38 protein-coding genes and 1 pseudogene are annotated in these 21520 nt (G+C 50.1%); 31 read left to right on the forward strand and 8 right to left on the reverse strand.

Features of this window, described 5'->3' with window-relative positions; translation table 11 throughout:
* Positions 1-51: 51 nt before the first annotated feature.
* Together OCY70_RS22555 and OCY70_RS22560 are read right to left on the reverse strand one after the other, a co-directional pair.
* Complete coding sequence (locus OCY70_RS22555; protein WP_213427038.1) at positions 52-1320, reverse strand: DNA polymerase IV; 1269 nt, start codon at positions 1318-1320, stop codon at positions 52-54.
* Positions 1321-1539: 219 nt separating this feature from the next.
* The gene (locus OCY70_RS22560; protein WP_213427037.1) at positions 1540-1956 is read right to left on the reverse strand and encodes a hypothetical protein; all 417 of its coding nucleotides are present in this window, start codon (positions 1954-1956) and stop codon (positions 1540-1542) included.
* A 231-nt stretch (positions 1957-2187) separates the two neighbouring features.
* On the opposite strand from OCY70_RS22560, the gene OCY70_RS22565 reads away from it, so the two are divergent.
* From OCY70_RS22565 to OCY70_RS22580, 4 genes and pseudogenes are all read left to right on the forward strand, one after another.
* Positions 2188-2712: a Crp/Fnr family transcriptional regulator gene (locus OCY70_RS22565; RefSeq protein WP_213427036.1), complete on the forward strand. Its 525-nt coding sequence runs from the start codon at positions 2188-2190 to the stop codon at positions 2710-2712.
* 131 nt (positions 2713-2843) lie between these two features.
* Complete coding sequence (locus OCY70_RS22570; protein ID WP_306433911.1) at positions 2844-3134, forward strand: spore coat associated protein CotJA; 291 nt, start codon at positions 2844-2846, stop codon at positions 3132-3134.
* A complete protein-coding gene (locus tag OCY70_RS22575) occupies positions 3131-3406 on the forward strand; it encodes a spore coat protein CotJB (protein WP_213427035.1) in 276 nt (91 codons plus the stop codon). Before OCY70_RS22570 ends, OCY70_RS22575 begins: the two co-directional genes overlap by 4 nt.
* 48 nt (positions 3407-3454) lie before the next feature.
* Positions 3455-3826, forward strand: a pseudogene (locus OCY70_RS22580) (manganese catalase family protein); the annotation flags it as partial.
* Positions 3827-3852: 26 nt separating this feature from the next.
* Here the strand turns inward: OCY70_RS22580 and OCY70_RS22585 are convergent.
* Together OCY70_RS22585 and OCY70_RS22590 are read right to left on the reverse strand one after the other, a co-directional pair.
* The gene (locus OCY70_RS22585; RefSeq protein ID WP_213427034.1) at positions 3853-5292 is read right to left on the reverse strand and encodes a recombinase family protein; all 1440 of its coding nucleotides are present in this window, start codon (positions 5290-5292) and stop codon (positions 3853-3855) included.
* A gap of 10 nt (positions 5293-5302) precedes the next feature.
* Positions 5303-5935: a LexA family protein gene (locus OCY70_RS22590; RefSeq protein WP_213427033.1), complete on the reverse strand. Its 633-nt coding sequence runs from the start codon at positions 5933-5935 to the stop codon at positions 5303-5305.
* 162 nt (positions 5936-6097) lie between these two features.
* Here OCY70_RS22590 and OCY70_RS22595 point away from each other — a divergent pair, with 162 nt between their 5' ends.
* Positions 6098-6331: a helix-turn-helix transcriptional regulator gene (locus OCY70_RS22595; RefSeq protein WP_213427032.1), complete on the forward strand. Its 234-nt coding sequence runs from the start codon at positions 6098-6100 to the stop codon at positions 6329-6331.
* Between the two features lie 126 nt (positions 6332-6457).
* On the opposite strand, the gene OCY70_RS22600 is transcribed toward OCY70_RS22595, so the two are convergent.
* Together OCY70_RS22600 and OCY70_RS22605 are read right to left on the reverse strand one after the other, a co-directional pair.
* Positions 6458-6721 carry a histidine kinase gene (locus OCY70_RS22600; RefSeq protein ID WP_249724681.1) on the reverse strand — a complete coding sequence of 88 codons (264 nt, stop codon included), beginning with the start codon at positions 6719-6721 and terminating at the stop codon, positions 6458-6460.
* 78 nt (positions 6722-6799) lie between these two features.
* Positions 6800-7159: a helix-turn-helix transcriptional regulator gene (locus tag OCY70_RS22605; protein ID WP_213427031.1), complete on the reverse strand. Its 360-nt coding sequence runs from the start codon at positions 7157-7159 to the stop codon at positions 6800-6802.
* A 130-nt stretch (positions 7160-7289) separates the two neighbouring features.
* On the opposite strand from OCY70_RS22605, the gene OCY70_RS22610 reads away from it, so the two are divergent.
* The 4 genes from OCY70_RS22610 (at position 7290) to OCY70_RS22625 (ending at position 8695) form a co-directional block, all read left to right on the forward strand.
* Positions 7290-7436 carry a hypothetical protein gene (locus tag OCY70_RS22610; RefSeq protein WP_213427030.1) on the forward strand — a complete coding sequence of 49 codons (147 nt, stop codon included), beginning with the start codon at positions 7290-7292 and terminating at the stop codon, positions 7434-7436.
* Between the two features lie 92 nt (positions 7437-7528).
* Complete coding sequence (locus OCY70_RS22615) at positions 7529-7714, forward strand: hypothetical protein (RefSeq protein WP_213427029.1); 186 nt, start codon at positions 7529-7531, stop codon at positions 7712-7714.
* A 394-nt stretch (positions 7715-8108) separates the two neighbouring features.
* Complete coding sequence (locus OCY70_RS22620) at positions 8109-8486, forward strand: hypothetical protein (RefSeq protein ID WP_261945047.1); 378 nt, start codon at positions 8109-8111, stop codon at positions 8484-8486.
* Positions 8487-8488: 2 nt separating this feature from the next.
* Complete coding sequence (locus OCY70_RS22625; protein ID WP_213431553.1) at positions 8489-8695, forward strand: hypothetical protein; 207 nt, start codon at positions 8489-8491, stop codon at positions 8693-8695.
* Here the strand turns inward: OCY70_RS22625 and OCY70_RS22630 are convergent.
* Complete coding sequence (locus OCY70_RS22630) at positions 8692-8931, reverse strand: DUF1883 domain-containing protein (RefSeq protein WP_213431555.1); 240 nt, start codon at positions 8929-8931, stop codon at positions 8692-8694. The two genes, OCY70_RS22625 and OCY70_RS22630, sit on opposite strands and share 4 nt — an antisense overlap.
* 83 nt (positions 8932-9014) lie before the next feature.
* Here OCY70_RS22630 and OCY70_RS22635 point away from each other — a divergent pair, with 83 nt between their 5' ends.
* Complete coding sequence (locus OCY70_RS22635) at positions 9015-9272, forward strand: hypothetical protein (protein WP_213431592.1); 258 nt, start codon at positions 9015-9017, stop codon at positions 9270-9272.
* Positions 9272-9403 carry a hypothetical protein gene (locus OCY70_RS22640; protein WP_261945045.1) on the forward strand — a complete coding sequence of 44 codons (132 nt, stop codon included), beginning with the start codon at positions 9272-9274 and terminating at the stop codon, positions 9401-9403. Before OCY70_RS22635 ends, OCY70_RS22640 begins: the two co-directional genes overlap by 1 nt.
* Here the strand turns inward: OCY70_RS22640 and OCY70_RS22645 are convergent.
* Positions 9387-9563 (reverse strand): hypothetical protein, encoded by a 177-nt coding sequence (locus OCY70_RS22645; RefSeq protein WP_213431425.1) that lies wholly within the window; start codon positions 9561-9563, stop codon positions 9387-9389. The two genes, OCY70_RS22640 and OCY70_RS22645, sit on opposite strands and share 17 nt — an antisense overlap.
* A 104-nt stretch (positions 9564-9667) precedes the next feature.
* Here OCY70_RS22645 and OCY70_RS22650 point away from each other — a divergent pair, with 104 nt between their 5' ends.
* From OCY70_RS22650 to OCY70_RS22745, 20 genes are all read left to right on the forward strand, one after another.
* Entirely contained in the window at positions 9668-9859 is a 192-nt protein-coding gene (locus tag OCY70_RS22650; RefSeq protein WP_261945181.1) for a hypothetical protein, read from the forward strand.
* Positions 9846-9974, forward strand: coding sequence for a hypothetical protein (locus OCY70_RS22655; RefSeq protein WP_261945044.1), 129 nt, complete (start codon positions 9846-9848; stop codon positions 9972-9974). The genes OCY70_RS22650 and OCY70_RS22655 overlap by 14 nt, the downstream gene beginning before the upstream one ends.
* Positions 9975-9988: 14 nt before the next feature.
* Positions 9989-10708 carry a hypothetical protein gene (locus OCY70_RS22660; RefSeq protein ID WP_261945182.1) on the forward strand — a complete coding sequence of 240 codons (720 nt, stop codon included), beginning with the start codon at positions 9989-9991 and terminating at the stop codon, positions 10706-10708.
* Positions 10705-10830: a hypothetical protein gene (locus OCY70_RS22665; RefSeq protein WP_261944597.1), complete on the forward strand. Its 126-nt coding sequence runs from the start codon at positions 10705-10707 to the stop codon at positions 10828-10830. Before OCY70_RS22660 ends, OCY70_RS22665 begins: the two co-directional genes overlap by 4 nt.
* 86 nt (positions 10831-10916) lie before the next feature.
* Complete coding sequence (locus OCY70_RS22670; protein ID WP_261944598.1) at positions 10917-11207, forward strand: AbrB/MazE/SpoVT family DNA-binding domain-containing protein; 291 nt, start codon at positions 10917-10919, stop codon at positions 11205-11207.
* A gap of 2 nt (positions 11208-11209) precedes the next feature.
* The gene (locus tag OCY70_RS22675) at positions 11210-12121 is read left to right on the forward strand and encodes a PD-(D/E)XK nuclease family protein (protein WP_261944599.1); all 912 of its coding nucleotides are present in this window, start codon (positions 11210-11212) and stop codon (positions 12119-12121) included.
* On the forward strand, positions 12105-12830 hold the full coding sequence (locus OCY70_RS22680; RefSeq protein ID WP_261945183.1) for an ATP-binding protein: 726 nt from the start codon (positions 12105-12107) through the stop codon (positions 12828-12830). Before OCY70_RS22675 ends, OCY70_RS22680 begins: the two co-directional genes overlap by 17 nt.
* On the forward strand, positions 12820-13383 hold the full coding sequence (locus OCY70_RS22685; RefSeq protein ID WP_213431357.1) for a DUF669 domain-containing protein: 564 nt from the start codon (positions 12820-12822) through the stop codon (positions 13381-13383). Before OCY70_RS22680 ends, OCY70_RS22685 begins: the two co-directional genes overlap by 11 nt.
* Positions 13384-13399: 16 nt before the next feature.
* A complete protein-coding gene (locus OCY70_RS22690) occupies positions 13400-14923 on the forward strand; it encodes an ATP-dependent helicase (protein ID WP_261948796.1) in 1524 nt (507 codons plus the stop codon).
* Positions 14920-15276, forward strand: coding sequence for a 3'-5' exonuclease (locus tag OCY70_RS22695; protein WP_261948803.1), 357 nt, complete (start codon positions 14920-14922; stop codon positions 15274-15276). Before OCY70_RS22690 ends, OCY70_RS22695 begins: the two co-directional genes overlap by 4 nt.
* Before the next feature lie 46 nt (positions 15277-15322).
* Positions 15323-15460 (forward strand): DUF4373 domain-containing protein, encoded by a 138-nt coding sequence (locus OCY70_RS22700; RefSeq protein WP_261948797.1) that lies wholly within the window; start codon positions 15323-15325, stop codon positions 15458-15460.
* A gap of 491 nt (positions 15461-15951) precedes the next feature.
* A complete protein-coding gene (locus OCY70_RS22705; RefSeq protein WP_261948798.1) occupies positions 15952-16212 on the forward strand; it encodes a hypothetical protein in 261 nt (86 codons plus the stop codon).
* A complete protein-coding gene (dnaB, locus tag OCY70_RS22710) occupies positions 16212-17858 on the forward strand; it encodes a replicative DNA helicase (RefSeq protein ID WP_261948799.1) in 1647 nt (548 codons plus the stop codon). Before OCY70_RS22705 ends, dnaB begins: the two co-directional genes overlap by 1 nt.
* Before the next feature lie 55 nt (positions 17859-17913).
* Positions 17914-18417, forward strand: coding sequence for a putative metallopeptidase (locus OCY70_RS22715; RefSeq protein ID WP_261944652.1), 504 nt, complete (start codon positions 17914-17916; stop codon positions 18415-18417).
* Positions 18418-18419: 2 nt separating this feature from the next.
* Positions 18420-18827 (forward strand): RusA family crossover junction endodeoxyribonuclease, encoded by a 408-nt coding sequence (locus OCY70_RS22720; RefSeq protein ID WP_261944603.1) that lies wholly within the window; start codon positions 18420-18422, stop codon positions 18825-18827.
* Between the two features lie 13 nt (positions 18828-18840).
* A complete protein-coding gene (locus OCY70_RS22725; protein ID WP_261944604.1) occupies positions 18841-19881 on the forward strand; it encodes a sigma-70 family RNA polymerase sigma factor in 1041 nt (346 codons plus the stop codon).
* Between the two features lie 173 nt (positions 19882-20054).
* Positions 20055-20780 carry a hypothetical protein gene (locus tag OCY70_RS22730; protein ID WP_261948800.1) on the forward strand — a complete coding sequence of 242 codons (726 nt, stop codon included), beginning with the start codon at positions 20055-20057 and terminating at the stop codon, positions 20778-20780.
* The gene (locus OCY70_RS22735) at positions 20687-20932 is read left to right on the forward strand and encodes a DUF3310 domain-containing protein (protein WP_213431508.1); all 246 of its coding nucleotides are present in this window, start codon (positions 20687-20689) and stop codon (positions 20930-20932) included. Before OCY70_RS22730 ends, OCY70_RS22735 begins: the two co-directional genes overlap by 94 nt.
* Entirely contained in the window at positions 20913-21113 is a 201-nt protein-coding gene (locus tag OCY70_RS22740) for a hypothetical protein (RefSeq protein WP_261948801.1), read from the forward strand. Before OCY70_RS22735 ends, OCY70_RS22740 begins: the two co-directional genes overlap by 20 nt.
* A 1-nt stretch (position 21114) precedes the next feature.
* Entirely contained in the window at positions 21115-21327 is a 213-nt protein-coding gene (locus tag OCY70_RS22745) for a hypothetical protein (RefSeq protein WP_261948802.1), read from the forward strand.
* Positions 21328-21520 lie beyond the last annotated feature (193 nt).

Below are 21520 nucleotides of genomic sequence, written 5' to 3' on the forward strand. Positions count from 1 at the left end.
GAAGCATCATTCTGCTCGATTCCCACAGACCGTTTTTTTGGAGTTTTTTGCTCATTTATAATGCCCCCCGATTTTGGCTGCGCGGTCTGCCGCCTGACCGGCGGCGGTCACGGAGGAGGCGCGGACGATCGCCGCATTGCCGTACCGTTCTTTGATGCCGTCCGTCGCTCTCTCCAATGCTCTCGCTTTTTCCTGATCCTCGAACAGGGTAAGCTGATACAGTTGATCGTCCACCAGCTTGCTTAGCATGATGCCGGCGCGGCGGACCGGCCTGCGGTTCCAAAACGTATAGAAAAGCTGCTTGGCCGCGGCAAATACTTTGTTCGTATTATTCGTCGGATCCGGCATCGTCATCTGGCGGGAGAACCCGGTCGGCGCTTCGTACGGGCTGCACATGCAGCTGACCGTGACGACCGAGCCCATATATCCTTTGCGCCGGCAATCCCGGCAGACTTCCTCGGTAAGCTCGAGAAGAATCGTATCCACTTCCGATTCCGTGGCGTAGTCCCGGGGCAAGGTCATCATATGGCCGACCGATTGCGGCGGCGTGCGGAACGTATCCGGGGAGACGGGGCTGTCATCGAGGCCGTTGGCGGTGCGCCACATCACTTCCGCATGAATATCCGACTGCTTGCCGAAGCGGGCGCGGAATTTGTCCTTGAGCTGCGGCAGCGGGGTTCTGGCGATATCTCCGATAGTCGTCATGCCCAGGCGGGCAAAATGGGCCGTCATGCGGGAGCCGACGCCGAACATTTTGTTGACCGGCTGGGGCCACAGCAGCGTCTCGATGTCGGACGGAGCCAGGGCGAAGATGCCCTCTTTGTTTTTCTTGGCCCATATATCCGTGGCCATCTTGGCCAAAATTTTATTCGAGCTGATCCCGATCCGGACCCATACTCCGGTCTGCTCGAGCACGCTGCGCTGAATCTCTCTGGCCATGGTGACAGGGTCTCCGAACAGCGTCCGGCTCCCGGTCACGTCGAGAAATTGCTCATCGACGCTGAACGTCTCGACGAGATCGGTGAATTGTTCATAAATTTGGGTAATGAGCAGCGAGACGTCGATATAATGCTGCATGCGGGGACGCATCACGATCAGGCGGGGGCACTTGTTCAGAGCTTCCCCAAGCCGTTCCGCCGTTGTTACGCCATAGCTTTTGGCGATCGGGCAAGCGGCCAGAATGATTCCCGATCGGCGCGCGGGATCCCCGGATACAACGAGCGGCATATGTTTATATTCCGGGTGCTCCGCTTTTTCTACGCTGGCATAGAAGCTTTGGCAGTCCGCCAAAAAGATAATCCGTTCCTTGCTTCCGCTCAATGTAACCACCTCAACCAATCGAGTCTAAAATAAGAACGTGCATTCGTGTTTATTATATACCGAACATACATTCTCTATGCAAATGAAGTTTATGGAATCGGAGGGCGGTCCGCGCCGATAAAAACAATACCGCCGGCTTGGCGGAGCTTCGTTCCGATAAGCGGCGGCATGGCCGTGACGGCTTGCCGGAGCGGGTGCCGTTCCGCCCTGTGATGCGGCTTAGCTGTCTGCTGTCCCCTCCGGTTCGCCCGGATTGCCGGAGATATGCAGATAGCGCTGCAGCAGGCTCTTCACCTCGGCCCGGATCAGGCCGCGCAGCATGTAGAAGGATCGGTGGTACCCCCGGCACACGTACTGCACGCGCACGCCGTGCTCCAGCCGTTCCTCGGACACGATCTTAATCCCGCGGCGCCGGAATTGTTTCCGGATGCGGAACAGATCGGAGGCGGCGTCGTCCTGCGCCTGGCGCAGCCCCTGGATATAAATTTCTCCCATCTTCAGCCCCGAGACGGCAATGCGGCCGATATCGCGCTCGAGCACGTCGAGGACGAGGGTCTGAAGGGTATACTGCTTCACCAGCAGGGCGTCTTCCCCGTCATGAGGCGGAGGCCCGCTTGTCGCGGACAATAAAGTCATACCGGGTCCCTCCTTGCGTAACGTCCATCCATGCGGCGCTCCGCTTGAAATCGCGGAGGCACGCGGAAATGTTTATAACCTCATATACGAACCTGTGTTCTATTTTATAACCAATATAGCGAACGAACATTCTGGTTTCAATGGGTAAATGATGGTGGAAGGAAGCAAAATGGTTTACAATAAGAACAGAGGAAAAGGAAAGAGCCGGGATGGAAGAAGGAGTGAGCAGGAATGAAGATGACGCTGCATCGGGGGGAGATATTGTTCCGCCAAGGCGATCCGGGCATATACCTGTACCGGATTGTGAGCGGCGTGTTCAAAGTGACCCGGCTGCATGAGAACGGGAACATCGTGCTGTTCAATATATTGTATCCGGGCGAGATGGTGCCGCATCATTCCCTTATCTCCCCGAAGGACTGCCATGGGACGGCGACGGCGATGGTAACCAGCACGGTGGAGCGGATTGAAGCGGAGGCGTGGTACGAGGAGCTGCGGAATAATTCCGGCAAAGCGCTCGAAGTGGCCAAGCTGCTGCAGGAGAAGCTCCGCTTCATGCAGCAGCGGCTCGATCATCTGACGATCGGATCGCCTGCCGAGCGGCTGGCGCTGCTGACCCGGTGGCTGGACAGCATGACGAACCAGACCCCCATTACCGACATGCTGACGCAGGAGGAGATCGGGCAGCTGATCGGAGTGCGGCGGGAGACGATCAACCGTCTGCTCCGGCAGGGCGACAATTCCATGACGAAGCGATGAACGGGCAAGCCGTTCAGCAGACCCATTGCTGCTGAGCGGCTTATTTCATGTCATGGGACATTCCGGGAAGCTCATATGAGTAGGAAGTGAAGCGTTATTTATCCGCTTGATAAAGGAGGTAACCGAGCATCATGGACAACGAGCAAGCGCTTGGCTGGGCCGAACCGGCAGCGATGCCGTCCGCATGCGGGCCGGGAGCGCATTCGCAGGAACGGGTCTATATTCCGTACCGTGGTCCGTTCGATCCTTGCCCGCCGCTGCCCTACAAGACCTATGTCGTGCCGCCCAATCTGTTCATTACGTTTCAACCCCCGAATTTGCCGCAATTCCCGCCGCCGCAGGCGCTCCGGTGCGGAACGCTGTGGCCGGCATTATACAGCCCTTATCGGCCGAAGGGCAGACGGGAGGAGGGAACGGCTTGAGCACACATGGCACGCACCCCTTCTACACTCGGGAGTATTATGACAGCCTGCTGCAGCTGCAGGAAATCGATTTTGTGCTGGTCGAGCTGAATCTGTATCTGGATACGCATCCCGAAGACAATCAGGCGATCCAGCAGTTCAATCACTATGTTCATGAACGGATGAAGTTGGCGAGGCAGTTCCAGGAGAAGTTCGGCCCCCTTCAGGTGGGCGGCTTCTATTCGAAATGCCCTTGGTCCTGGACAGACACGCCGTGGCCGTGGCAGGTGTAACGGAAGCCCCGGGGAAGAAGGGGAACCAACGTTAGGAGGGAAGCGGCATTGTGGGTATATGAGAAAAAGCTTCAATATCCGGTTCGCGTCAGCAAATGCGATCCGCGCATGGCTAAGCTGCTGCTGGAGCAGTACGGCGGAGCCGATGGGGAATTGGCGGCGGCGCTTCGCTACTTGAATCAGCGCTATTCGATTCCGGATAAGGTCATCGGCTTGCTTACCGATATCGGGACAGAGGAATTCGCTCATCTCGAAATGATTGCCACCATGGTATACAAGCTGACCAAGGACGCGACGCCGGAGCAATTGGAAGCGGCCGGGCTGGCGGCGCATTATGTCAACCATGACAGCGCGCTGTACTATCAAAATGCGGCCGGGGTCCCTTGGACGGCGACCTATATTCAGGCGAAGGGCGATCCGAATGTATATTAAGGCACGACATGGATTTACGCCTTCCACGTAATGCTGATTTCTTCGTCCCCTAGCTCGATTACGTGAATCAAATCGCGCATTGCTCTTTTCGCCGTTAGTCGGTCTATAGCTGTTGCCTCATTTAAGCGTTTAGTGATATTATTTTTTACCTCGCAAGGATCTCCTTTTTTTGCTTCCAAATTGGATAGTTGGTCATTCAGTTGGCGTCGTTCAATTTCAACTCGTATACTAGCAGATTTTAAGTCCTCTGCTGATATTAGATCATTTTCATAGGCTTCAATTTGTTTTTGAATACGCTTATCCACTTTTATGAGTTGAGCCCTTATTTCTTTTATTTCGTCTGCGATCTTACTTGATGATGCTATTTTTAATTTCAGTTCTTTATCGGAAGATGATGCTACTCTTTTCATTTCTTGAAGGATCATTTTTTCTAAGACGTCGCGGTGCACAGCATGGTGCTTGCATCCATAACCAAGAACATAAGATGAACAAATATAACGATAATAGGTATACTCGTTATTAATTCTTTTGTGCCGACTTGTGCTGCCCTTCATATTTTTGCCGCAATACTTACACTTAACTAACCCGGTTAGTAGATAGGTTTCGTTATCAGCGTGCTTATGGGCTCGCTTTCGAGACTGCATAATCGTTTGAATTCGTGCAAACCGCTCAGGAGTAATGATGCCGGGGTGATTTTCTTTTTTTGTGATCCATTCAGACTTCTCGCGCATGACAACCTTACCGTTTTTGGTTTCACGTTTATTGTAAACCATAATCCCGGCAATTGTTTCGGTGCGAAGCAGGCGTTTTATATTTACTTGATCCCACATCTTGCCGCGCTTAGTTGTTGATCCGAGATCGTTTAATTTTTTTGCAATCATGCGGTGGCCAGCCCCTTCCTCTGCCAGGTCGCACATGATACGGACAAAGTGAGCCTCATCCTCATTAATAACATAGCGCCCGTCTACAACATCATAACCGTAACAAGGTCGCGTTATTGCTTTCGTGGTATTTTTGGCCAGAGAGGTCATATTGTCTTTTACTCGCTCGCTAATTCTTTCTCGCTCAAATTCAGCAAAAACGCCGAGCAACTGTAATACCATGCGACCGACAGCGGTTGACGTGTCAAAACTCTCCGATGCAGAAACGTAACTGCAATCGTGTTCGCTGAGCATGTTAACAGTCTGAAGCAAATCGAGCAAGCTTCGGGATAAGCGATCAAGTTTTGATGTAAGAACGACGTCAAACTTTCTACGTTCTATGTCCGTCAGGAGGCGTTTGATTTCGGGGCGACGCAAATCCTTAGCACTATAGCCATCATCAACGTAAAATGAAGGAGTTTGCCAGCCCATAGCTTTACAATACGCCGACAGTCGTTCTTGTTGCTCATTTAAGGAATTACCTTTTTCTGCCTGTTCGTCAGTGGATACACGGATATATGCAGCTACTCTCATCTTGACCTCCTCATACATCGATCACAATTTTTTTGAGCTTCCCTAAAATGAGAACTGTACCTTCCTGACAAATAATTGGTTCATAATTTACGTTCTCGGATTGCAATACAATTGTGCCGTTACTTTTGAAAACCCGTTTCAATACCGCTTCATCATTAATTTGCACCGCTGCTATTTCTCCGTTTTCAACATCTGGCTGTTTTCTAATCAGCAGCAAATCACCATCATTTATTCTTGCTCCTGCCATACTATCGCCTTTAGCTCGTAAATAGAAATATTCTCCTCCACGCAACCAATGTTTTGGAGTTGGTTCATAACCATTAATTTCTTCATATGCCAATACTCCATTTCCGCATGACATTTTTCCTACAATCGGTAAATTAGTGGAGCTTAGATCGCTGACATCTAAGCCTAGATAAGACATGGCCCCTTCTGTAAGATCCTTTACAGTTACATCTAAGGCGTCTGCGATATCGCTGATCCTTCTCATGTCGATTTTTATTTCTCCATTTTCATATCTTTGAATTGTTTTCTTGGTTAGACCTACCTTAACCGCTACATCCTGTAAACTGTAATCCTTTAAAGTGCGATACCTTTTAATATTTTTTCCGACCGCTAGATAAAATAACTTTGAATCATGCATTTCTAAATATTCCTCCAAAAGTAGTATTTGTATATATATAATCACAAAAAGACACGAAATACAAATAAAATAAAAAATTGTGTCATATAAGATCTTGACATGCATTATTGCGCCCAGTAATATAATGGTGTCTCAAAAAGACACGTGCGAGGGGGTGAGAAAGTGTTTGTTTCGATTAAGGCAGCCAGAATAACAGCGGGGTTTTCGACGGAAGAGATGGCTTCCCAACTCGGATTATCAAAGGCCGGATATGTAAGGAAAGAGAATGGGAAGACACGGTTTTACATTGATGAGATTGCAAAAATTAGTTTAATACTAGGGATTAGTATCGAAAATTTTTTGGAAGTCTCGTGTCATTTAGAGACACGAAAGGTGCGGGATTATAGTGCATCATAAGGCCAAAATGGAAAATGGCGACTCATACACTTGTATGGGGGCGTGGAACGAGAACAAACAACAATCCGCCTGCCCGATGAGTTGATGAAGGAACTCAAGCAGGAGGCGGAAGAGAAGGAGCATTAGCTATTTAATTCTTTTCAGCGCGGCTTCTTGCTCGATGGAACGGAAAGATAATAATTCAATAATACGGTGTTGCTGCTCTTGGATAGTTTCGAGACGCTTTACTGATTCGTTGGTTTCCATGACAGCACGTTTAATCAGTTGTTGCTCGTCTTTCATTTCTTTCATTTCTGTTTCCATTCGATCAAGCCGTTGATTGGTTGCCTGTTGCTCGACTTTCATGTCCTTCAGCTCTGCAAGTATCTGTTTTAATAATTGATCACTCATTGTACACGCTCCTTTGGATAACAGGTTTATTATCGCATCATTTGGTGTATTTGAGAAGCCGCCGTGGCGGCTTTTGGTTTAGTTACTATTTTTAAAAGTACTCTTCACGCTTTCAAGTGAGTTTATGAACGCAAGCACCGCGGCTAATTCACTGTCGTTCATGTTTTCAAGACTAGCTATTGCTTTTCTGCGTATTGGCGATAACGTGATGTCACTGCTGGCGTTTTCGTAAATTTCGCCTTCGCCAGTTAAAATCCATTGCATTGAGTAACCGAACTTTTCCTGTATCAACGACGCTAAAGCTTCGGATATAACACTTCTTTTCCCGCTTAGCATATTGGACACATAACTTTCGGTCACTTTAATAGATTCTGCAAAATCTTTTTGCTTCAAGTTCTGATCGTTAATGATTTTTCTGATCCGATCTTTCAACTCCATGTCATCACCTCGAAATAAATGTAACAAAAAAACTTTTCTGAGTCAATAAATTTCATTTGACACCTTAATTTAGAAATGTTAATCTTATCTCAGAAAACGATTCGAGTTTATCAGAATAGGAGGAAGCAACATGCCAAGTAAAAATACAATTCTTTCAGAAGCCATCAACTTACTCAAGAAAATACCGGAAAGAGAAGTCGAGACAGTATTGGCGTTTATCTCTGGAATGGATGTAGGAAAACAAGTAGCGGCGACCAGCCAACAAAAAGGCGCATAAAAGCGATGGACTTTCAGACTAGAACCGATATGAATTAATCGTCAAGTCGGACAAACGTAACAACATACATATCAGCAGAGGAGGAGATGTGAGTGGGTAAACAAAAAGGCGAAAGAATTCAGTTAAAAGTAGTCGCCCACTATGTGCTTGTGGATGGCGACAAGAGAGTAGAAGTTGATCCGGCCACTACAAATTTGCCGGATCGTTGCAAACTTGCCCTTGCCGAAATGATTACGGGACAGAAATATGAACTTACAGAAATGAGTGTCGGCTCCTAACGGAGTCGCCTTATAGGACAAGCCCCTGAAAGGAGAATCAGCATGAACCTACACAACGTCAAAGAAGTCCATCGAACTGGAAAACTGCACGAAGTAAACGAACTCCTAGCATTTGGTCGCTGGAAAGTAGCTCATGAAATGTTTACGGAGTATGGGGAGTTTGAGTTCGTATTTTACAGAATGAAGTGAAGGAGATAAACCAGCACGGCTTTCGACTATTGGGGGGTGAAGAAAGGTGAAGAAAAATAGTGGAGGAGTACCTCTTTGGTGCTGGTGTATAACATGGGGAATGATGGCAGCCGCATTTTTAATGTCGTTTCTTAAATGATTCAGAAGAAGAACGACTTAATGAACGCAGCTTCATAATAGAAACAGCTTGGGAAGGAGATCCAGCATGAACCAATTAGATGAACAACGTATTAGGGAGATCGTGCGGGAGGAATTGAACAAAGAAGCCCCTGCTGGAACAGAGGCTGAAGAGTACACACAATGCTTTCCCGGTGGAACAAAAGCGAAGATTAATCTATCTATCGAATTCGCCGACTTAGCACCGGAAGATTACCAAGAAATCCTAAGTTTTATTTCCATGAGTGCTCGTCAGTTTTACTTGTCAGTTGGTAGCAAAATCAATAATAAGACTTCAGAGGCTGAAGAGTTTATCACTGTCGAGGGTAAACACAAGATTGATGCGAGCTTGCTAGAAAACGCTGAACCCGTTGATTTGAGAAAAACGCAGGGGCGCCTGAACCGATCGCAATGGAAGGAGATATGAAGATGGAAACTAAAAAAATTTTTACTGAAGGTGTAAAAAAGCAAGTTGTGAGTGCTGTTTTGAAACTTGCGGAAGAACATCAATTAACGATTTCCATGATGGAAGAACTCAATGAATGCGTGAAGAAGCACATGTTGGATAATGCGACTTTAGAGAAAGAGTCTAGCCCGAAGGGCGTTGCCCAAAAGAACCAGACTCTAACAAATTAGTAGAATCGGTATTTGTACTGTCCGCTTCCGCGAACAATAAGATACCATCTTCCAGCATCATTTACTGAAATGGTTACCGGTGTTCGAGTATAGTGCCCGCCATAGTATTTGAAGCTTTGACCGGATGTGTATTTTTGGTAGTTAGTGCGATCTACAAGAAATACATCTGCGGCGTGTTGTAATTCAACTTCAACAGTTAATGGCCCATTGGTATCAGCATATGGGATTCGTGCCATATAATCACCTCCTTTCTACATAGAATGACAAGCTGGACACTTTCCATTCTAGCAGAAAGGGAAATTATTGAAAGGAGAATGACATGACCCGAGTTGAGCTATTGACTGGCCGCCTTGTAGTAGAGGGAGGGAAAGTCTCATTGCAGCACGATGACGGCAGCATGACGGAGTTAAACGCAAGCGATCGCATCGAAGTGTTTGATGCTGGAAAGTTTGTTCCCGTCCCATACAAGCGGATCTTGGATCAGAGCGGCGTGGATAAATACGGCTGGTCCATATACGCCGGGTTGCACGCTTCGGTTGAGAAAATTCTAACCAATTCAGATAGGAGAATGAACTAATGAAGCAACAGGGAAGCGAAGGGATACATTTGGAACCGGGTGCAATTGTTGTTATTGGTGAGAAGGAAAAGGCCGCCCAAGATGAGCGACCAGTGTTGCTAGGTAGTACTTACACTATTTGTCTTCAATAGCTGAAAGAAGCTTTGTTAATTTCTCAACGTTATCAGCCATTTCCTGAAGATCTGGCATTTTGATAGTGCCTTTGAAATTCGGGTTCGAAAATATCGTCGAAGACGATCTCATGAACTCGGAATAAAGTTCAACAGCTAGTTCTTTGTTTGTTTTAGACATAGTTTCACCTCCCTTCAATGGTGTCTGGACAACTCTATTGTAATAGGGAAGGTTGAGAGATTACAGCCAAAATAAGGAAATCTGGAAAGGGGAAATGAAACCAGATGAGCACTAATGAAGTCATCGACCAATGCCCGATATGCGGGCAGGAAATCTATTTCGGCCAAGTAGCTTGGAAAGTAGGGCCTGCTCTGTGTTGCTCGGTGGAGCACATGCTAAAGCAGGCCAAGGTAGTTATCGTGATTGCTGGCAAGGAGATTGATGTCGGGGGAGGCGAGCCTGATGCCGATTCCTGACGAGCTGCTGGACCATCTGGCCGAGCGATACAAGCTGGAGTATATCGACCCAAGCAAATGCCCGTTCCAGACCTGGGCGGCCATGCAGGCCGAATGCATGGGATATCAAATATGAGGGAGGAAACAAACGTGCAAAAGAAATACGAGTTCACAGGCGAGACGTCAGACCGTATCGCCGCAAACCGTATCGCCGCGGGTGCCACGCTTCACCGTATTCGGGCCGTGCGGGACTTTGGGGACGTAAAGGCTGGGGACCTGGGCGGATGGGTTGAATCCGAGGACAATCTCAGCCATGAAGGGAAATGCTGGGTTTACGATGATTCGGCGGTATTCGGGCGTGGTCGAGTCTGGCACGATGCGAAGGTCATGAACAATTCGAGTGTATACGATAACGGCCAGGTTACCGATGACGCCATCATTGATAATTCCGATGTCTTCGGCAGTGCAAAAGTGGCATATCACGCCCGTATAGAGGATCAAAGTCGGGCATACCAACATGCTCGTATAGTGGGATCACATGTTTGCAGATCGGAGATCGGGGACTTCGCTTACATCTGGAACAGTATGGTAAAAGAAGCTGAAATCAGGGTGCCGTGTTACATCTCTTGCGGACACATAGAATCTAGTCGGGACTTGGTTACAGTCGGCCCAATTGGCTCCGAAGATGGGATTTTGACAGCATATCGAGGTCATGACGGAATTATGGTTACTCGCGGCTGTTTCTCTGGGACAATAAAAAATTTCTTAAGGGCCGTGGAGCGAACACATGGAAACAACGAATATGGCCGTTCCTATGCCGCCCTGATTGAGTTTCTGAAGCTACACTTCGGCGAGGAGGTGAAGCGATGACGAAGGAACAGCGCATCAATATATGCGACAACTTGCACGAGCTGCTGAAGACAACCGAATGCGGTCGCACCCAGATGATGTATTTCCGGCAATACTGCCAGGCAATATGTCGCCTGAAATGAAAAACAGCTCCTTGCGGGGTAGGAGCCGCGCGGAGCTAATCAATCCATATTCAAAGCCAGTTTAGCACTGGCGGAAGGAGAAATCAATGAAAGCAACTGGTATTGTACGTAATCTTGATAGCCTTGGCCGTGTCGTCATTCCGATGGAGCTGCGCCGAACAATGGGCATCGGTGAACAGGAGCCAATGGAAATCTATACGGATGGTGATCGGATTGTGCTTAAACGGTACTTTTCTGGCTGCAGCCTTTGCGGCTCGACGGAAAAGAGCCTAAAAAGGTACACGCGCGACAGAAGCATATGCGTCGGGTGTATCAAACTCATTGCCGATCGCCAGCAGCAACTGCTTGAGCAGCCGGACGCTAGAGAGAGGGAATGAGCATGGAAGTTTTGACACATACCCGGCTGCAAACTCGGAAGAACTGCCCGAAAATGGACTACTGGCGCAACATTCGCGGGCTTGTCCCCATCCGGAAAAAGCAATCGCTCAACATCGGCGGTGCCTTTCATATTGGAATGGAGACGCGATCGGTTGAAAAGGCGGTCATGTACATGAGGAACAGTTCCGTTCCGGCCAACCAGGAAGAAGCGGAGGAACTGGAGCTCGCGGTTGCCATTGTAGAAGGCATGATTACGGGTGCCCTCCAGCGCTGGCCTCGCCTGGGCATCGAGAATTATCCGGAACAAAAATTCGAGGTTCCGATTTTCAACCCCGCAACCGGTTCCGCGTCAAAGTCATTCCGCCTCGGCGGGAAGACCGATGAACTACTGCGCCTGGAGGATGGCACATGGTGGCTGATGGAGTACAAAACAGCATCCCAAATAGGCCAGGCGTACATTGAGCGGCTGGATCTGGATAGTCAAATTACGACGTATATTCACGGCCTGCAGCTCAAGTATCCGGAGATAGTCATAAGCGGTGTTTTCTACCGCATTGCGAAAAAGCCGTCTATCCGGCAGACGAAAAAGGAGACATTCGAAGAGTTCCGGCAGCGCGTGATACGCGATTACCAAGAGCGCCCGGACTTCTATTTTTTCGAACAACAGCTCTATCGGTCGCAGAAGGATCTGCAGGAGTTTCGCGAGGAGCTATGGGGATTCACGCAGGAATACCTCTTCGCCAAGCGGAGCGGCATCCACTATAAAAATACGAGCCGCTGCACAGAATACGGCCGCTGCCCTTATATCGACTTGTGTCGGGGCGTAGAGGGAGCAGAGCATATGTTCCGGACTGCCGTACAAAACGAGGAATTACTGGATGAAGGGGATGAACAAGATGGCACAGCAAGTTAAATCGGCAGCATCGTCATTCTTGCCGACAGCACCAACGCCGAAAAAGGTACGCCTTGAGGATCAAAACATCCTCCTCTATGGGCCGCCGAAAATCGGAAAGTCTTCTTTTGCCGCTCAACTTGATATGCCGATTTTTGCAGCAACGGAAGACGGATTGCATGGCCTTGAAGTGTATCAAAAGCCGATCGGGGACTGGCTCACTTTTCTCCAGTTCTGCGCGGAAAGAACCAAGGGGGAACATCCCTTCAAAAATATCGTCATCGACACAGCTGACAACTTGTTTAAATACTGCTCGCAGCATATGCGGGCGAAGCTCGGCATTATGCACGAATCAGATATGGAATGGGGGAAAGGTTGGTCGATCGTCAAGGATGAGTTTATGCGCGTCATTACTAAACTTGCCTCTCTCCCATATGGCTTGTTTTTGATAAGCCATGCAGAAGTTAAAGAGATTAAGACCCGGACTGAAAAATATGACAAATGGATGCCGACCATGCCCAAGCAGGGGTGGGAAGTAATCTATCCGTTCCTAGATATTATTCTTTTTGCCAACGTAGAGGAGACGGATGAGGGAGAACAGCGAGTGGTCCGGACCCGGGCGGGCAAGTATTGGGAAGCTGGTTGCCGGTTTGCGGTTCCGGAAGTTATGCCACTAGATTTCATTCAATTCAAAACACAATTCGAGGAGGCCGTTCAACATGACAACTAACTGGGAATCTCTACTCGCAACATTTGACCAACAATGGCAGGAAATCGAAGTCGATCCATCCGGGAATGTCCGCCTGCCAGACGGCAATTATCAAGTTTCTTTAGATTCGACGCTGATCGAGAAGAGCAAGGATGGCAGTAAGGTATTGTGGAAAATCACGTTCAAGGTGCTGACTGGTTCACAAAATGCTGGCAAGTTGATTTTTTACACTAGCGTGCTCAACGATGCGGAGCGGCTCCAATACATCAAACAGGACTGCTACCGACTAGGCTTCCCGATTGCCAAACTTTCCGACCTGCCGAAACAATTCGAGCGGATGCTTGACATAAAGGTAGAAGTCCAACTCAAAACTAAGGGAGAATACCAAAACTGCTACATTCAGAAGCGTCTGGGCGACGTAGAGAGTGGAGCGCAGCACCAGCCGAATCATGGCACGCGCAGCCAGGGAGCCCGCAGCGGACGGCCGACGCCGCCGAACGTGTCCAGACAGGGAGATCCATTTGCTGACGATGGCAGACCTATCAATATATCCGAAGATGACATCCCGTTTTAAAAGGGGGGGCTGAACTGTGAACCTGGAAGGCATGAACCCGGCACAGATTGAGGCAACGACTCATGTTGATGGTCCGTGCTGTGTGATTGCGGGGGCAGGCTCGGGAAAAACCCGAGTCCTAACCCACCGCATAGGCTACCTGATTGAGCATGGCATACCGTCGGAAAGCATTCTAGCCTGTACATTCACGAAAAAGGCAGCTGGCGAGATGGCAGAGCGCCTGGAACCGCTGGTAGGGCCTGAAGCTGATCTGCTTAACCTGGGGACTATCCATTCCATGTGTTACCGCATTCTTCGCGAAGAGTGGCGACACACAGGGGAATCATACGAGCTCCTCAACGATTACTGGCAGAAACGATTTATCAAGGACATCCTGGCCCCCGCCGGCCCGAAGAATCCAGACGGTATGAATTGGGGATACGATGTCAGCGCCGCCCTGAGCTTCATCGGCGGCCGGAAAAATGAGCTTGTGACTCCCGAGATGTTCCGGAAGTCCATCAATTACGAAGTCGAGGATGCGGCTCGCCTGGCTCGGCTCTATGAGCTCTACGAAGCCCGAAAGGAACGAGAAGGACGCATTGACTTCGATGATATGCTAACCCGCTGCTACTACCTTCTGGCCGAGAATCCGGCGATTCTGACCAAGTACCAGCAGCGTTACAAATATATCCTGGTTGACGAGTTTCAAGACACGAACCGAGCGCAATGGGAGATTATCCGAATGCTGGCCGCGCCAGAAAATAATCTGTTCGTCGTCGGCGATGACTGGCAATCGATATACGGCTTCCGTGGCGCGCGGCCGGAATATATCGTCCACTTTGAAAAGTGGTATCCGGATGCGAAGATCGTCGTCCTGGACACAAATTATCGCTGTAATGAGCAGATTATCAGCATTAGCAATGCAGTTATCCAGCACAACACCGACCAATACCCGAAGACGGTCCTGGCACATCGAGGAGCCGGCCAGCTCCCTACGATGTTCAATGCGTCAGATGAGGAGCACGAGGCTGATCTAGTCATCCGCGAGATGCAAGCGCTGATGGCTGCCGGTAAGAAGCCGGGGGAAATTGCGGTCCTGTACCGGACCAATGCGCAGAGCCGCGCCTATGAGGATAAGCTTGTTCGCGCGAATATCCCGTATACCATCATCGGGAGCGCGGGTTTCTACAGCCGCAAAGAGGTTAGAGACATGATCTCCTACCTGCAGGTTATAAACAATCCTGCAGCGTCTGATGAGGCAATCAAGCGCGTCCTGAACGTCCCTAGCCGCTTCCTGGGTCGCGCACTCATAAACGATGTCGAGACCTACTCCATTCAGCACGGGTTGAGCTTCTGGGAGGCACTACAGACGGCCCCAGGGCTCCGGCCGTACCAGCGGAAGGGTATCAGCGAGTTTGTGGACGTCATCCAGTATGCGGGCCGTTATGGCTCGTCGCCAGCGGAGCTTATCCAACTGATTCGGGAAGCCACGGAATACGACGACTGGATCCGGCGTGAGGACGGTGACGATGACGGTGAGAGTGCACGATTGAGAACCTGAATGAGCTTCAATCCGCCGCTTCTCGGTATCGTGAGCTGGACGAGTTTTTGAACTTTGTTGAAATGATGTGCAGCCGCTCAGCAACGACGGACGACGATCCGGACCGTGTGCAGCTCATGACGATTCACAGGTCAAAGGGACTGGAGTTCCCGGCGGTCTTTCTGGTGGGCCTTAATAATGGCCTGCTGCCGCATAAAAAATCGATTGAATATGCGGATGGCCTTGTTATCCCGTCTTCTTGCGCGGAGGAACGCCGGCTATGCTACGTCGGCATGACTCGGGCGAAGGATCTACTTTACCTTAGCCACATGGAGAGCTACCAGGGGCGCAGTATGGACCCGTCATCTTCCTAGAGGAAATGCACCAACGTAAAGCGATATAGGCGGGGAGGTGGATTGATTGAAAGAAGCCTATTATTTTTCGCATGATTCCAATGCTCGCCAGGATCCTAAAATCCTAGCCATGCGAAGCGTCTACAGCTCGGAAGGATATGGTTGGTATTGGATCATTATCGAGATGTTACGAGAACAAGGCTGATTACCGGATGAGCTTACAAAGTACGTATGGAATGCGTTAGCAATTGCAAATGCAATGCGATAGCACTACGGCGAAAAACTTTGTAGATGAATGCATAAATGAGTTATTCATTACTGCATTCGGACGGTCAATTTTTTTGGAGTGAGTCTCTAATTCGGCGGATGGGCGCGAAGGAAGAAAAATCGGAAAAAGCCAAGAAAGCAGCTCAAGCAAGATGGGCAAAAACCGCGTCAAATCAAGGCCGATGCAATCGCAATGCGAACGCAATGCAGATGCAATGCAAGTATCCGAAGGCAGCAATGCCATAAAGGAAGGAAAGAAGAAAGGAAAGTAAAAGAAAAAGAAAGGAGAGGAAAAGAAAGAGGCATGAGGCATCGCCGCCCTCTTCTCCTCCCTCCTCCCACTCTCTCTTTGAAGAGGAGCAACTTGTTTCGGACTACTATCGCGACATTATCGCCGAACTGCACAAAGTAAAAGGCTACCCAGCAGACTTGCAGAAAGATGTCGAGTTTATCCAGGCCTTGGAGGAAGGATACCCGACCGTTGAGTTGCTTGCGGAAGCGCGCAAGTGGAGAATATACAAGCTCGAAAAGCCGCTGGAGGCAAAGAGCAACGCGCGCTCGCAATTTAGGACCTGGGTAAGCAAAGCAGCGCAATGGCAGAAAGAACGCGATCAGAAGCGAGAGGAGCAAGAGGCGGACTATACCCCACCGTATTGGCAAAAGTGGCAGCCTGATGAGGAGGGGCAATGATGACCGAACGAATTCCGCATGACATGGATGCCGAGCAAAGTGTGATCGGGATCCTGATTTCTGAGATTGCCGAAGGCAAGACCGAGCTGGTTTACGACACGGCGGATCAACTTCAGCCGGAGGATTTTTATGTGCCGGCTCACAAAGTGATCTTTGAAAATCTCATAGAGCTTGTAGAATCCGGGCAGCCCGCCGACTTTGTTACGCTGGCGACTCGAGTCGGTGAGGACAAGGCATTTTCAGGAGAAAGGCCGATCGCATACCTGACCGACCTTTCCCGCTCCGTTGCGAGCGTCCGCACGCTGCCGCAACATATCCAGCGAGTCCGCGACGAGTCGGCCCGCCGGCGCATGATATCCCTGGGGAATTATTTGATTCGCAAGGCAACGGAACAAGGGGTTCCGCTTGCGGAAGTGCTTGATCAGGCCGAACGGAAGGTCATGACACTCTCCCAGGGGCTTGTCACGGAAAAGAAGTCGTTGGAGTCCATCGCGGATTCGGCGCAGGAGCGTTGGGACTACCTGTACAAGACCAAGGACGATCCGAACGTCCTGGGCGTTGAAACGGGATTCGTGGACTTGGATCGCATGCTCGGCGGAGTCATGCCGGAATATATCTTGTTGGCGGCGCGGCCGTCGATGGGAAAGACGGCCTTCAGCCTGCAAGTAGCGGAGAATGTCGCTCGGCTGGGCCGTGGAGCTGTTGGATACTGCAGCCTGGAGATGGCGACGGCATCGCTGGTGGACCGCTCCATATCGGCGCAGAGCCATATTGACCAGGTCCGGATCCGTCGGCGCGAGCTGTCCGAGGAAGAATGGGAGCGCGGCGCGCAGGCGGTTACGCATATCGCTGAGCTGCAGTTGTACATCGACGATGCGGTTACGACGACGAATGAAATCCGATCCTTCGCCCGCCGGCTGAAACGGGAATACGGGCTGGCGATGATCGTTATCGACTACCTGCAGCTTATCGCCGACAAGCCGGAGCGCGGCCAGAACAGTCAAAACGATATTGTTTCGGCAATAAGCCGCCGACTCAAGCAGCTGACAAAGGAATTAGGCTGCCCCTTCGTCGTCCTCTCCCAGTTGAACCGCTCAACGGAAAAGCGCGGCGACCATCGGCCTATGCTCTCTGACTTGCGGGACAGCGGATCCTTGGAACAGGACGCCGATCAGGTCTGGTTTATTCACAGGCCGGACTATTACAATCCCCGCGATAAGCCGGGCACAGCAGAATTGATTATCGCTAAAAACCGTAACGGCCCGGTAGGAACCGTTGAGCTGGCCTTCGTTCGTCAATATGCCAAGTTCGGCAACCTGGCACAACCGGAGGAAGGGGATCGCGTGGTCAACAGCAGCAGCGGCCGCAGCAGTACCGCAAGCAGCAATCCAAGCGGCGACGCTGGGAGCAGGAATGAACTGCGCGGAACATGGTACCCGACTGATATCGTTTCCCGCGTCCGGATTCCCTTCCTGGCGACAGAAGCGAATTTTCAAAATCGGGGTCTGTATCCGGTCAGGATTGGCATCGGAAGTAAACAGCATTTATTCGGGAAGCTGCCCCGCATTATCAAGAAATCGAGTTGCAGCCTGGCGAGGTTGTCCGGCAGTTCAAGCTGCAGCAGCCGGGCTGCGACTTTTGGATAAAAGCTTCAAAGCGTGTATCTCGAATTTATTTTTTACTCATAGGAGCGTGATTGAAATGGCAGCATCATTTCAAGATTCGCCAGACGTGGAACAGCTGGTGAAAAAGCTGATTGAGAAAAACAAAGAGTTCAAACACCTGCAGGGTGCCAAAATCATTGGCCGCTTTCGCTTCGGCACATGGAATTCGAAGGGCAAGATTACGCTGGGCCAGGCCAAAGTATTAACGCCATTTGAACGCTACGAAATCGACGCGGAGCTGGCCGTTATCGTCAACGGAGAGGTATGGGAGCACTTGGACAATAAACAGCGTGAAGCGCTCGTATATCACGAGCTATGCCACTTTGAAGAAATGACAGATGCCAATGGCTCGCCGAAGATGGACGACAACAAGCGGCCAATGTTCAAGATTGCTGGCCACGACCTGGAAGAGTTCTCTTCCGTTGTCCGCAAGTATGGGCTTTGGATGCCGGATACGCGTAAATTAGTCCAGGCGGCAAAGGAAGGCGAGCAGCTGGAAATAGACTTCGAAAAGCCAACGCTTCATGCAGTGGGTGAATGACCATGATCCGGATTGTCGTTCCGGGCCGCCCGCTTTCAAAGTCAAATTTCCGGACACACAACCCGAAGACGGGCAAACGGTATGCCCCGGGAGCCTTTGAAAAGTATGATGCCTACGAGCAGGCCATAGCTTGGGCATGCGTTGCTGCTTACCGTGGCCCGCAGATCCAGGAGCTGACGATCACGGTGCTTCGTTTCTTCCTCCAGGATCGGCGGGCGCTTCCGGACATAAACAACCTCCCGAAGTCCATCTGTGACGGGATTGAGAAATCCGGAATCATCCAAAACGATAAGCTGCTTCGCCCTATGGTCCTGGATGGATATTACTTCGATAAGGCGAAGCCGAGGGTTGAGATAGAGCTATACCCGGCGAGCCGGTACGAATTAGTGTATTCGGTGAGAGAACGATAGGGGAGGTGATCCCTTGGAAGTCTATAACCCTCATCTTGGTTATGAAGCAGACGTGATTCAAAATAACATGGGCCTGGTCCACAGTGTTGCGAATAAATTCCGCGGAGTGCTTGGGAACGGACTGGACTATGAGGATCTCGTGTCCGTCGGAACCTTGGGGCTCATCATGGCCTTTCGGAACTTTGACGGTAGGGTAAACGCGTTTTCAACCTATGCAATCCCTATGATTAGGTGGGAGATTCAGAGATTTTTACGTGATAAGCGTTACTCTGTTCGGGTTCCAAGGAAAATTCAAGAGTGTCTATCCAGCATTCGTAAGCAAGGATGGGCCAATGATTCAATCGAGGATATCACTAGAAAGAGCGAATGGCATCCGGAAGAAATATCCGAAGCGTTGAAGCTTGTCAATGGTTGGTCTGTGGTGTCACTGAATCAAATGGTACCGACAACTGAAAATGAACTGACCCTGTTGGATATGTTGCCGACCATGGAAGACTTTTCGAGAATCGACGTGAATGAATTTTTGTCACAACTGACCGCCAGTGAAAGAACCGTAATTGAATTGCGGATGGAAGGTCACTCACAGCAACAGATTGCAGAGAAAATAAACAAATACCAAGTTGTAGTTTCACGGATATTAAAACGAATACGGGAAAAATTCGCGCAGTTTCAAGCTGGAACATTATCCAAGGAGGAAACGGCTATGAGAGAAACGTCTGCTGCCATTGAATGGTTTGTGGATGAAAAGGCAATGAGCAATCCGACGATCGGGCTGAACAAAACAGGGATTTATTTCAATCGCCGAGCAGCTCACATGCTGGGGTGCAAAATTGGTCAATGTGTACGCGTTGGGTTCGATGGATCGAAGAAACGGCTAATTATCCAGGTTGGAGACAACGGGCTCAAACTCCGAAAGGGGAATGATAGCGGCGGCCTTGCGATCGTCAATGAACGGCTTGTCAACTGGCTGGAACAGAAAAAAATAGCTCGGAAGCGTTACGTTCTTCATCGAGGCACAGACGCTTACTACATCGAGTTGGAACGCCATGCGTGACCCTATCTTTGACGACATCCCTTGGGACATCATCACGGATGAGGCTGGACGAGTGATAGGCACCGTTTATATATTGCTGCCGGATCCGCCACCGAGGCGGCGACAGAAGGAGCGGCGGGGACGCATCACGCCATCAAACCGAACGTATATTCGAGAAAATGGAGGTATGCAGTATGGGAACACCAATTCCAAACCGGGAAAATGAGGTTAAGTCAGCCGGACACGGGCCAGTTGTTCCGTACACGCTTCCGCCGGAGGAGCTGGAACGGTATCGGGCCATGCCAGCTCCGGACGGAAAGGATAAAATGTCGGTGGGGGCACGAATCGCTAAAGCCAACGAAGAGCGAAAGAATAAAGCAGTTCAGGAAACAAAAGAAGCGAAAGTGAGCAAGGAAGAATATTTAAAGCTACGGGCCCAGGGGAAGACGCATGATGAGATTGAGCGAACGCTGGGCCTGAGCAAAGGCACTTTGTCAGCCTACTGGCTGCGCAAGTGGGACTTGAAGGGGATTACTCCGGAGAAGGCCAGGCTACTGCTTGAGAAGGCGGAAGGCCGAACACCTACCCCCATCGTCGGTGGAGAGCCTCAAGCAGATCCGCTGGATGTGTTCCTAGAGGCGAACAATGACCTGCAGTCCTGGAAGCAACTGTGTGACAGCCAGGCTGAGTGCATTCTTGAGCAAAGTAATCGAATCATGGACTATGAAAGCGAGCTCGCACGCTGGGTGCAGGTAGACGCGGACAATCGGCAGCGCATCGCCGAGCTGGAAGAGCTGAATCAGCGGCTGAAGAAGAACGCGGCCCTATGGCTCAAAATCCGGAGCATGACCCAGTGGTGCGGCCATCCCATTACACCGTCGGCGGTATCGAGACGATCGAGATTATCCGGGCCAAGCTAACGGCGGAGGAATTCCGCGGTTATTGCAAGGGTAACGTACTCAAATACGTTTGCCGGGAGCGCTGGAAGGGCGGCGACGAAGACTTGCGGAAAACCCAGAAATATATCGAGTTTGTGTTGGGAGAACGGGAGGATGAAGACGATGAAAATTGAAAACGGGATTGTCTGTGTGCGTGGGGACGAAATGGAAGAGTTTATGAAATGGGCAAAAGAACAGCTTGATTACGAGGCCATGAGTTTTAAGCAAGCGGTCGAAAAGTTTGGCGGAACAGGCGGAGCAAGAACAAACAATGAGCGACTTGCGGTTCTGTTACAGAATCAGCGAAGAGGCTAAAATGGCACATGATGAATACGGGAATCCCGCTGAATGCTTTTCACAAATAAAGCTTAGCGATTGCAAGAATCCTCCTGAAGACTATAATGCAGCACATAAGAAAATGGGTGTCTCATTGGCGAAGGAGATAGGCATAAGTCCCGAATGGGTTATTCCAATCAGTGAAGAAGAGTACGACGCTGAAATGGACGAGGAGGGCGAAGAGGATGAATGACCTCGGCGAGCGATTCGAGCGACTGGAAGAGGTCCTACGGCGTCCGCTGACAAAATTGGAGCGGAGTAAGCTGGAACAACTAGAGCGTCCTGCCCTACAGGGACAGCGGAGTCGTGGATAACTTGCTAGGGGATATGCTGGCGGCGATTGAACGGATTCATTCCCAATTGGCGGATGTGACATTTATGGTTTT

The organism is Paenibacillus melissococcoides, assembly GCA_944800085.1.
GTDB classification, from domain to species: domain Bacteria; phylum Bacillota; class Bacilli; order Paenibacillales; family Paenibacillaceae; genus Paenibacillus_B; species Paenibacillus_B melissococcoides.

Excerpts from the sequence above, each read along its gene's own strand:
- OCY70_RS22645 (WP_213431425.1), bottom strand. The coding sequence starts at position 9,563 with ATGTCTAAAACAAACAAAGAACTAGCTGTTGAACTTTATTCCGAGTTC.
- OCY70_RS22670 (WP_261944598.1), top strand. The coding sequence starts at position 10,917 with ATGAAAGCAACTGGTATTGTACGTAATCTTGATAGCCTTGGCCGTGTC.
- OCY70_RS22720 (WP_261944603.1), top strand. The coding sequence starts at position 18,420 with ATGATCCGGATTGTCGTTCCGGGCCGCCCGCTTTCAAAGTCAAATTTC.
- OCY70_RS22600 (WP_249724681.1), bottom strand. The coding sequence starts at position 6,721 with ATGAGTGATCAATTATTAAAACAGATACTTGCAGAGCTGAAGGACATG.
- OCY70_RS22625 (WP_213431553.1), top strand. The coding sequence starts at position 8,489 with ATGGAAACTAAAAAAATTTTTACTGAAGGTGTAAAAAAGCAAGTTGTG.
- OCY70_RS22730 (WP_261948800.1), top strand. The coding sequence starts at position 20,055 with ATGGGAACACCAATTCCAAACCGGGAAAATGAGGTTAAGTCAGCCGGA.
- OCY70_RS22570 (WP_306433911.1), top strand. The coding sequence starts at position 2,844 with ATGGACAACGAGCAAGCGCTTGGCTGGGCCGAACCGGCAGCGATGCCG.
- OCY70_RS22715 (WP_261944652.1), top strand. The coding sequence starts at position 17,914 with ATGGCAGCATCATTTCAAGATTCGCCAGACGTGGAACAGCTGGTGAAA.
- dnaB (WP_261948799.1), top strand. The coding sequence starts at position 16,212 with ATGACCGAACGAATTCCGCATGACATGGATGCCGAGCAAAGTGTGATC.
- OCY70_RS22675 (WP_261944599.1), top strand. The coding sequence starts at position 11,210 with ATGGAAGTTTTGACACATACCCGGCTGCAAACTCGGAAGAACTGCCCG.
- OCY70_RS22685 (WP_213431357.1), top strand. The coding sequence starts at position 12,820 with ATGACAACTAACTGGGAATCTCTACTCGCAACATTTGACCAACAATGG.
- OCY70_RS22635 (WP_213431592.1), top strand. The coding sequence starts at position 9,015 with ATGACCCGAGTTGAGCTATTGACTGGCCGCCTTGTAGTAGAGGGAGGG.
- OCY70_RS22565 (WP_213427036.1), top strand. The coding sequence starts at position 2,188 with ATGAAGATGACGCTGCATCGGGGGGAGATATTGTTCCGCCAAGGCGAT.
- OCY70_RS22740 (WP_261948801.1), top strand. The coding sequence starts at position 20,913 with ATGAAGACGATGAAAATTGAAAACGGGATTGTCTGTGTGCGTGGGGAC.
- OCY70_RS22585 (WP_213427034.1), bottom strand. The coding sequence starts at position 5,292 with ATGAGAGTAGCTGCATATATCCGTGTATCCACTGACGAACAGGCAGAA.
- OCY70_RS22745 (WP_261948802.1), top strand. The coding sequence starts at position 21,115 with ATGGCACATGATGAATACGGGAATCCCGCTGAATGCTTTTCACAAATA.
- OCY70_RS22680 (WP_261945183.1), top strand. The coding sequence starts at position 12,105 with ATGGCACAGCAAGTTAAATCGGCAGCATCGTCATTCTTGCCGACAGCA.
- OCY70_RS22620 (WP_261945047.1), top strand. The coding sequence starts at position 8,109 with ATGAACCAATTAGATGAACAACGTATTAGGGAGATCGTGCGGGAGGAA.
- OCY70_RS22655 (WP_261945044.1), top strand. The coding sequence starts at position 9,846 with ATGCCGATTCCTGACGAGCTGCTGGACCATCTGGCCGAGCGATACAAG.
- OCY70_RS22735 (WP_213431508.1), top strand. The coding sequence starts at position 20,687 with ATGGCTCAAAATCCGGAGCATGACCCAGTGGTGCGGCCATCCCATTAC.
- OCY70_RS22605 (WP_213427031.1), bottom strand. The coding sequence starts at position 7,159 with ATGGAGTTGAAAGATCGGATCAGAAAAATCATTAACGATCAGAACTTG.
- OCY70_RS22650 (WP_261945181.1), top strand. The coding sequence starts at position 9,668 with ATGAGCACTAATGAAGTCATCGACCAATGCCCGATATGCGGGCAGGAA.
- OCY70_RS22640 (WP_261945045.1), top strand. The coding sequence starts at position 9,272 with ATGAAGCAACAGGGAAGCGAAGGGATACATTTGGAACCGGGTGCAATT.
- OCY70_RS22560 (WP_213427037.1), bottom strand. The coding sequence starts at position 1,956 with ATGACTTTATTGTCCGCGACAAGCGGGCCTCCGCCTCATGACGGGGAA.
- OCY70_RS22610 (WP_213427030.1), top strand. The coding sequence starts at position 7,290 with ATGCCAAGTAAAAATACAATTCTTTCAGAAGCCATCAACTTACTCAAG.
- OCY70_RS22665 (WP_261944597.1), top strand. The coding sequence starts at position 10,705 with ATGACGAAGGAACAGCGCATCAATATATGCGACAACTTGCACGAGCTG.
- OCY70_RS22590 (WP_213427033.1), bottom strand. The coding sequence starts at position 5,935 with ATGCATGATTCAAAGTTATTTTATCTAGCGGTCGGAAAAAATATTAAA.
- OCY70_RS22630 (WP_213431555.1), bottom strand. The coding sequence starts at position 8,931 with ATGGCACGAATCCCATATGCTGATACCAATGGGCCATTAACTGTTGAA.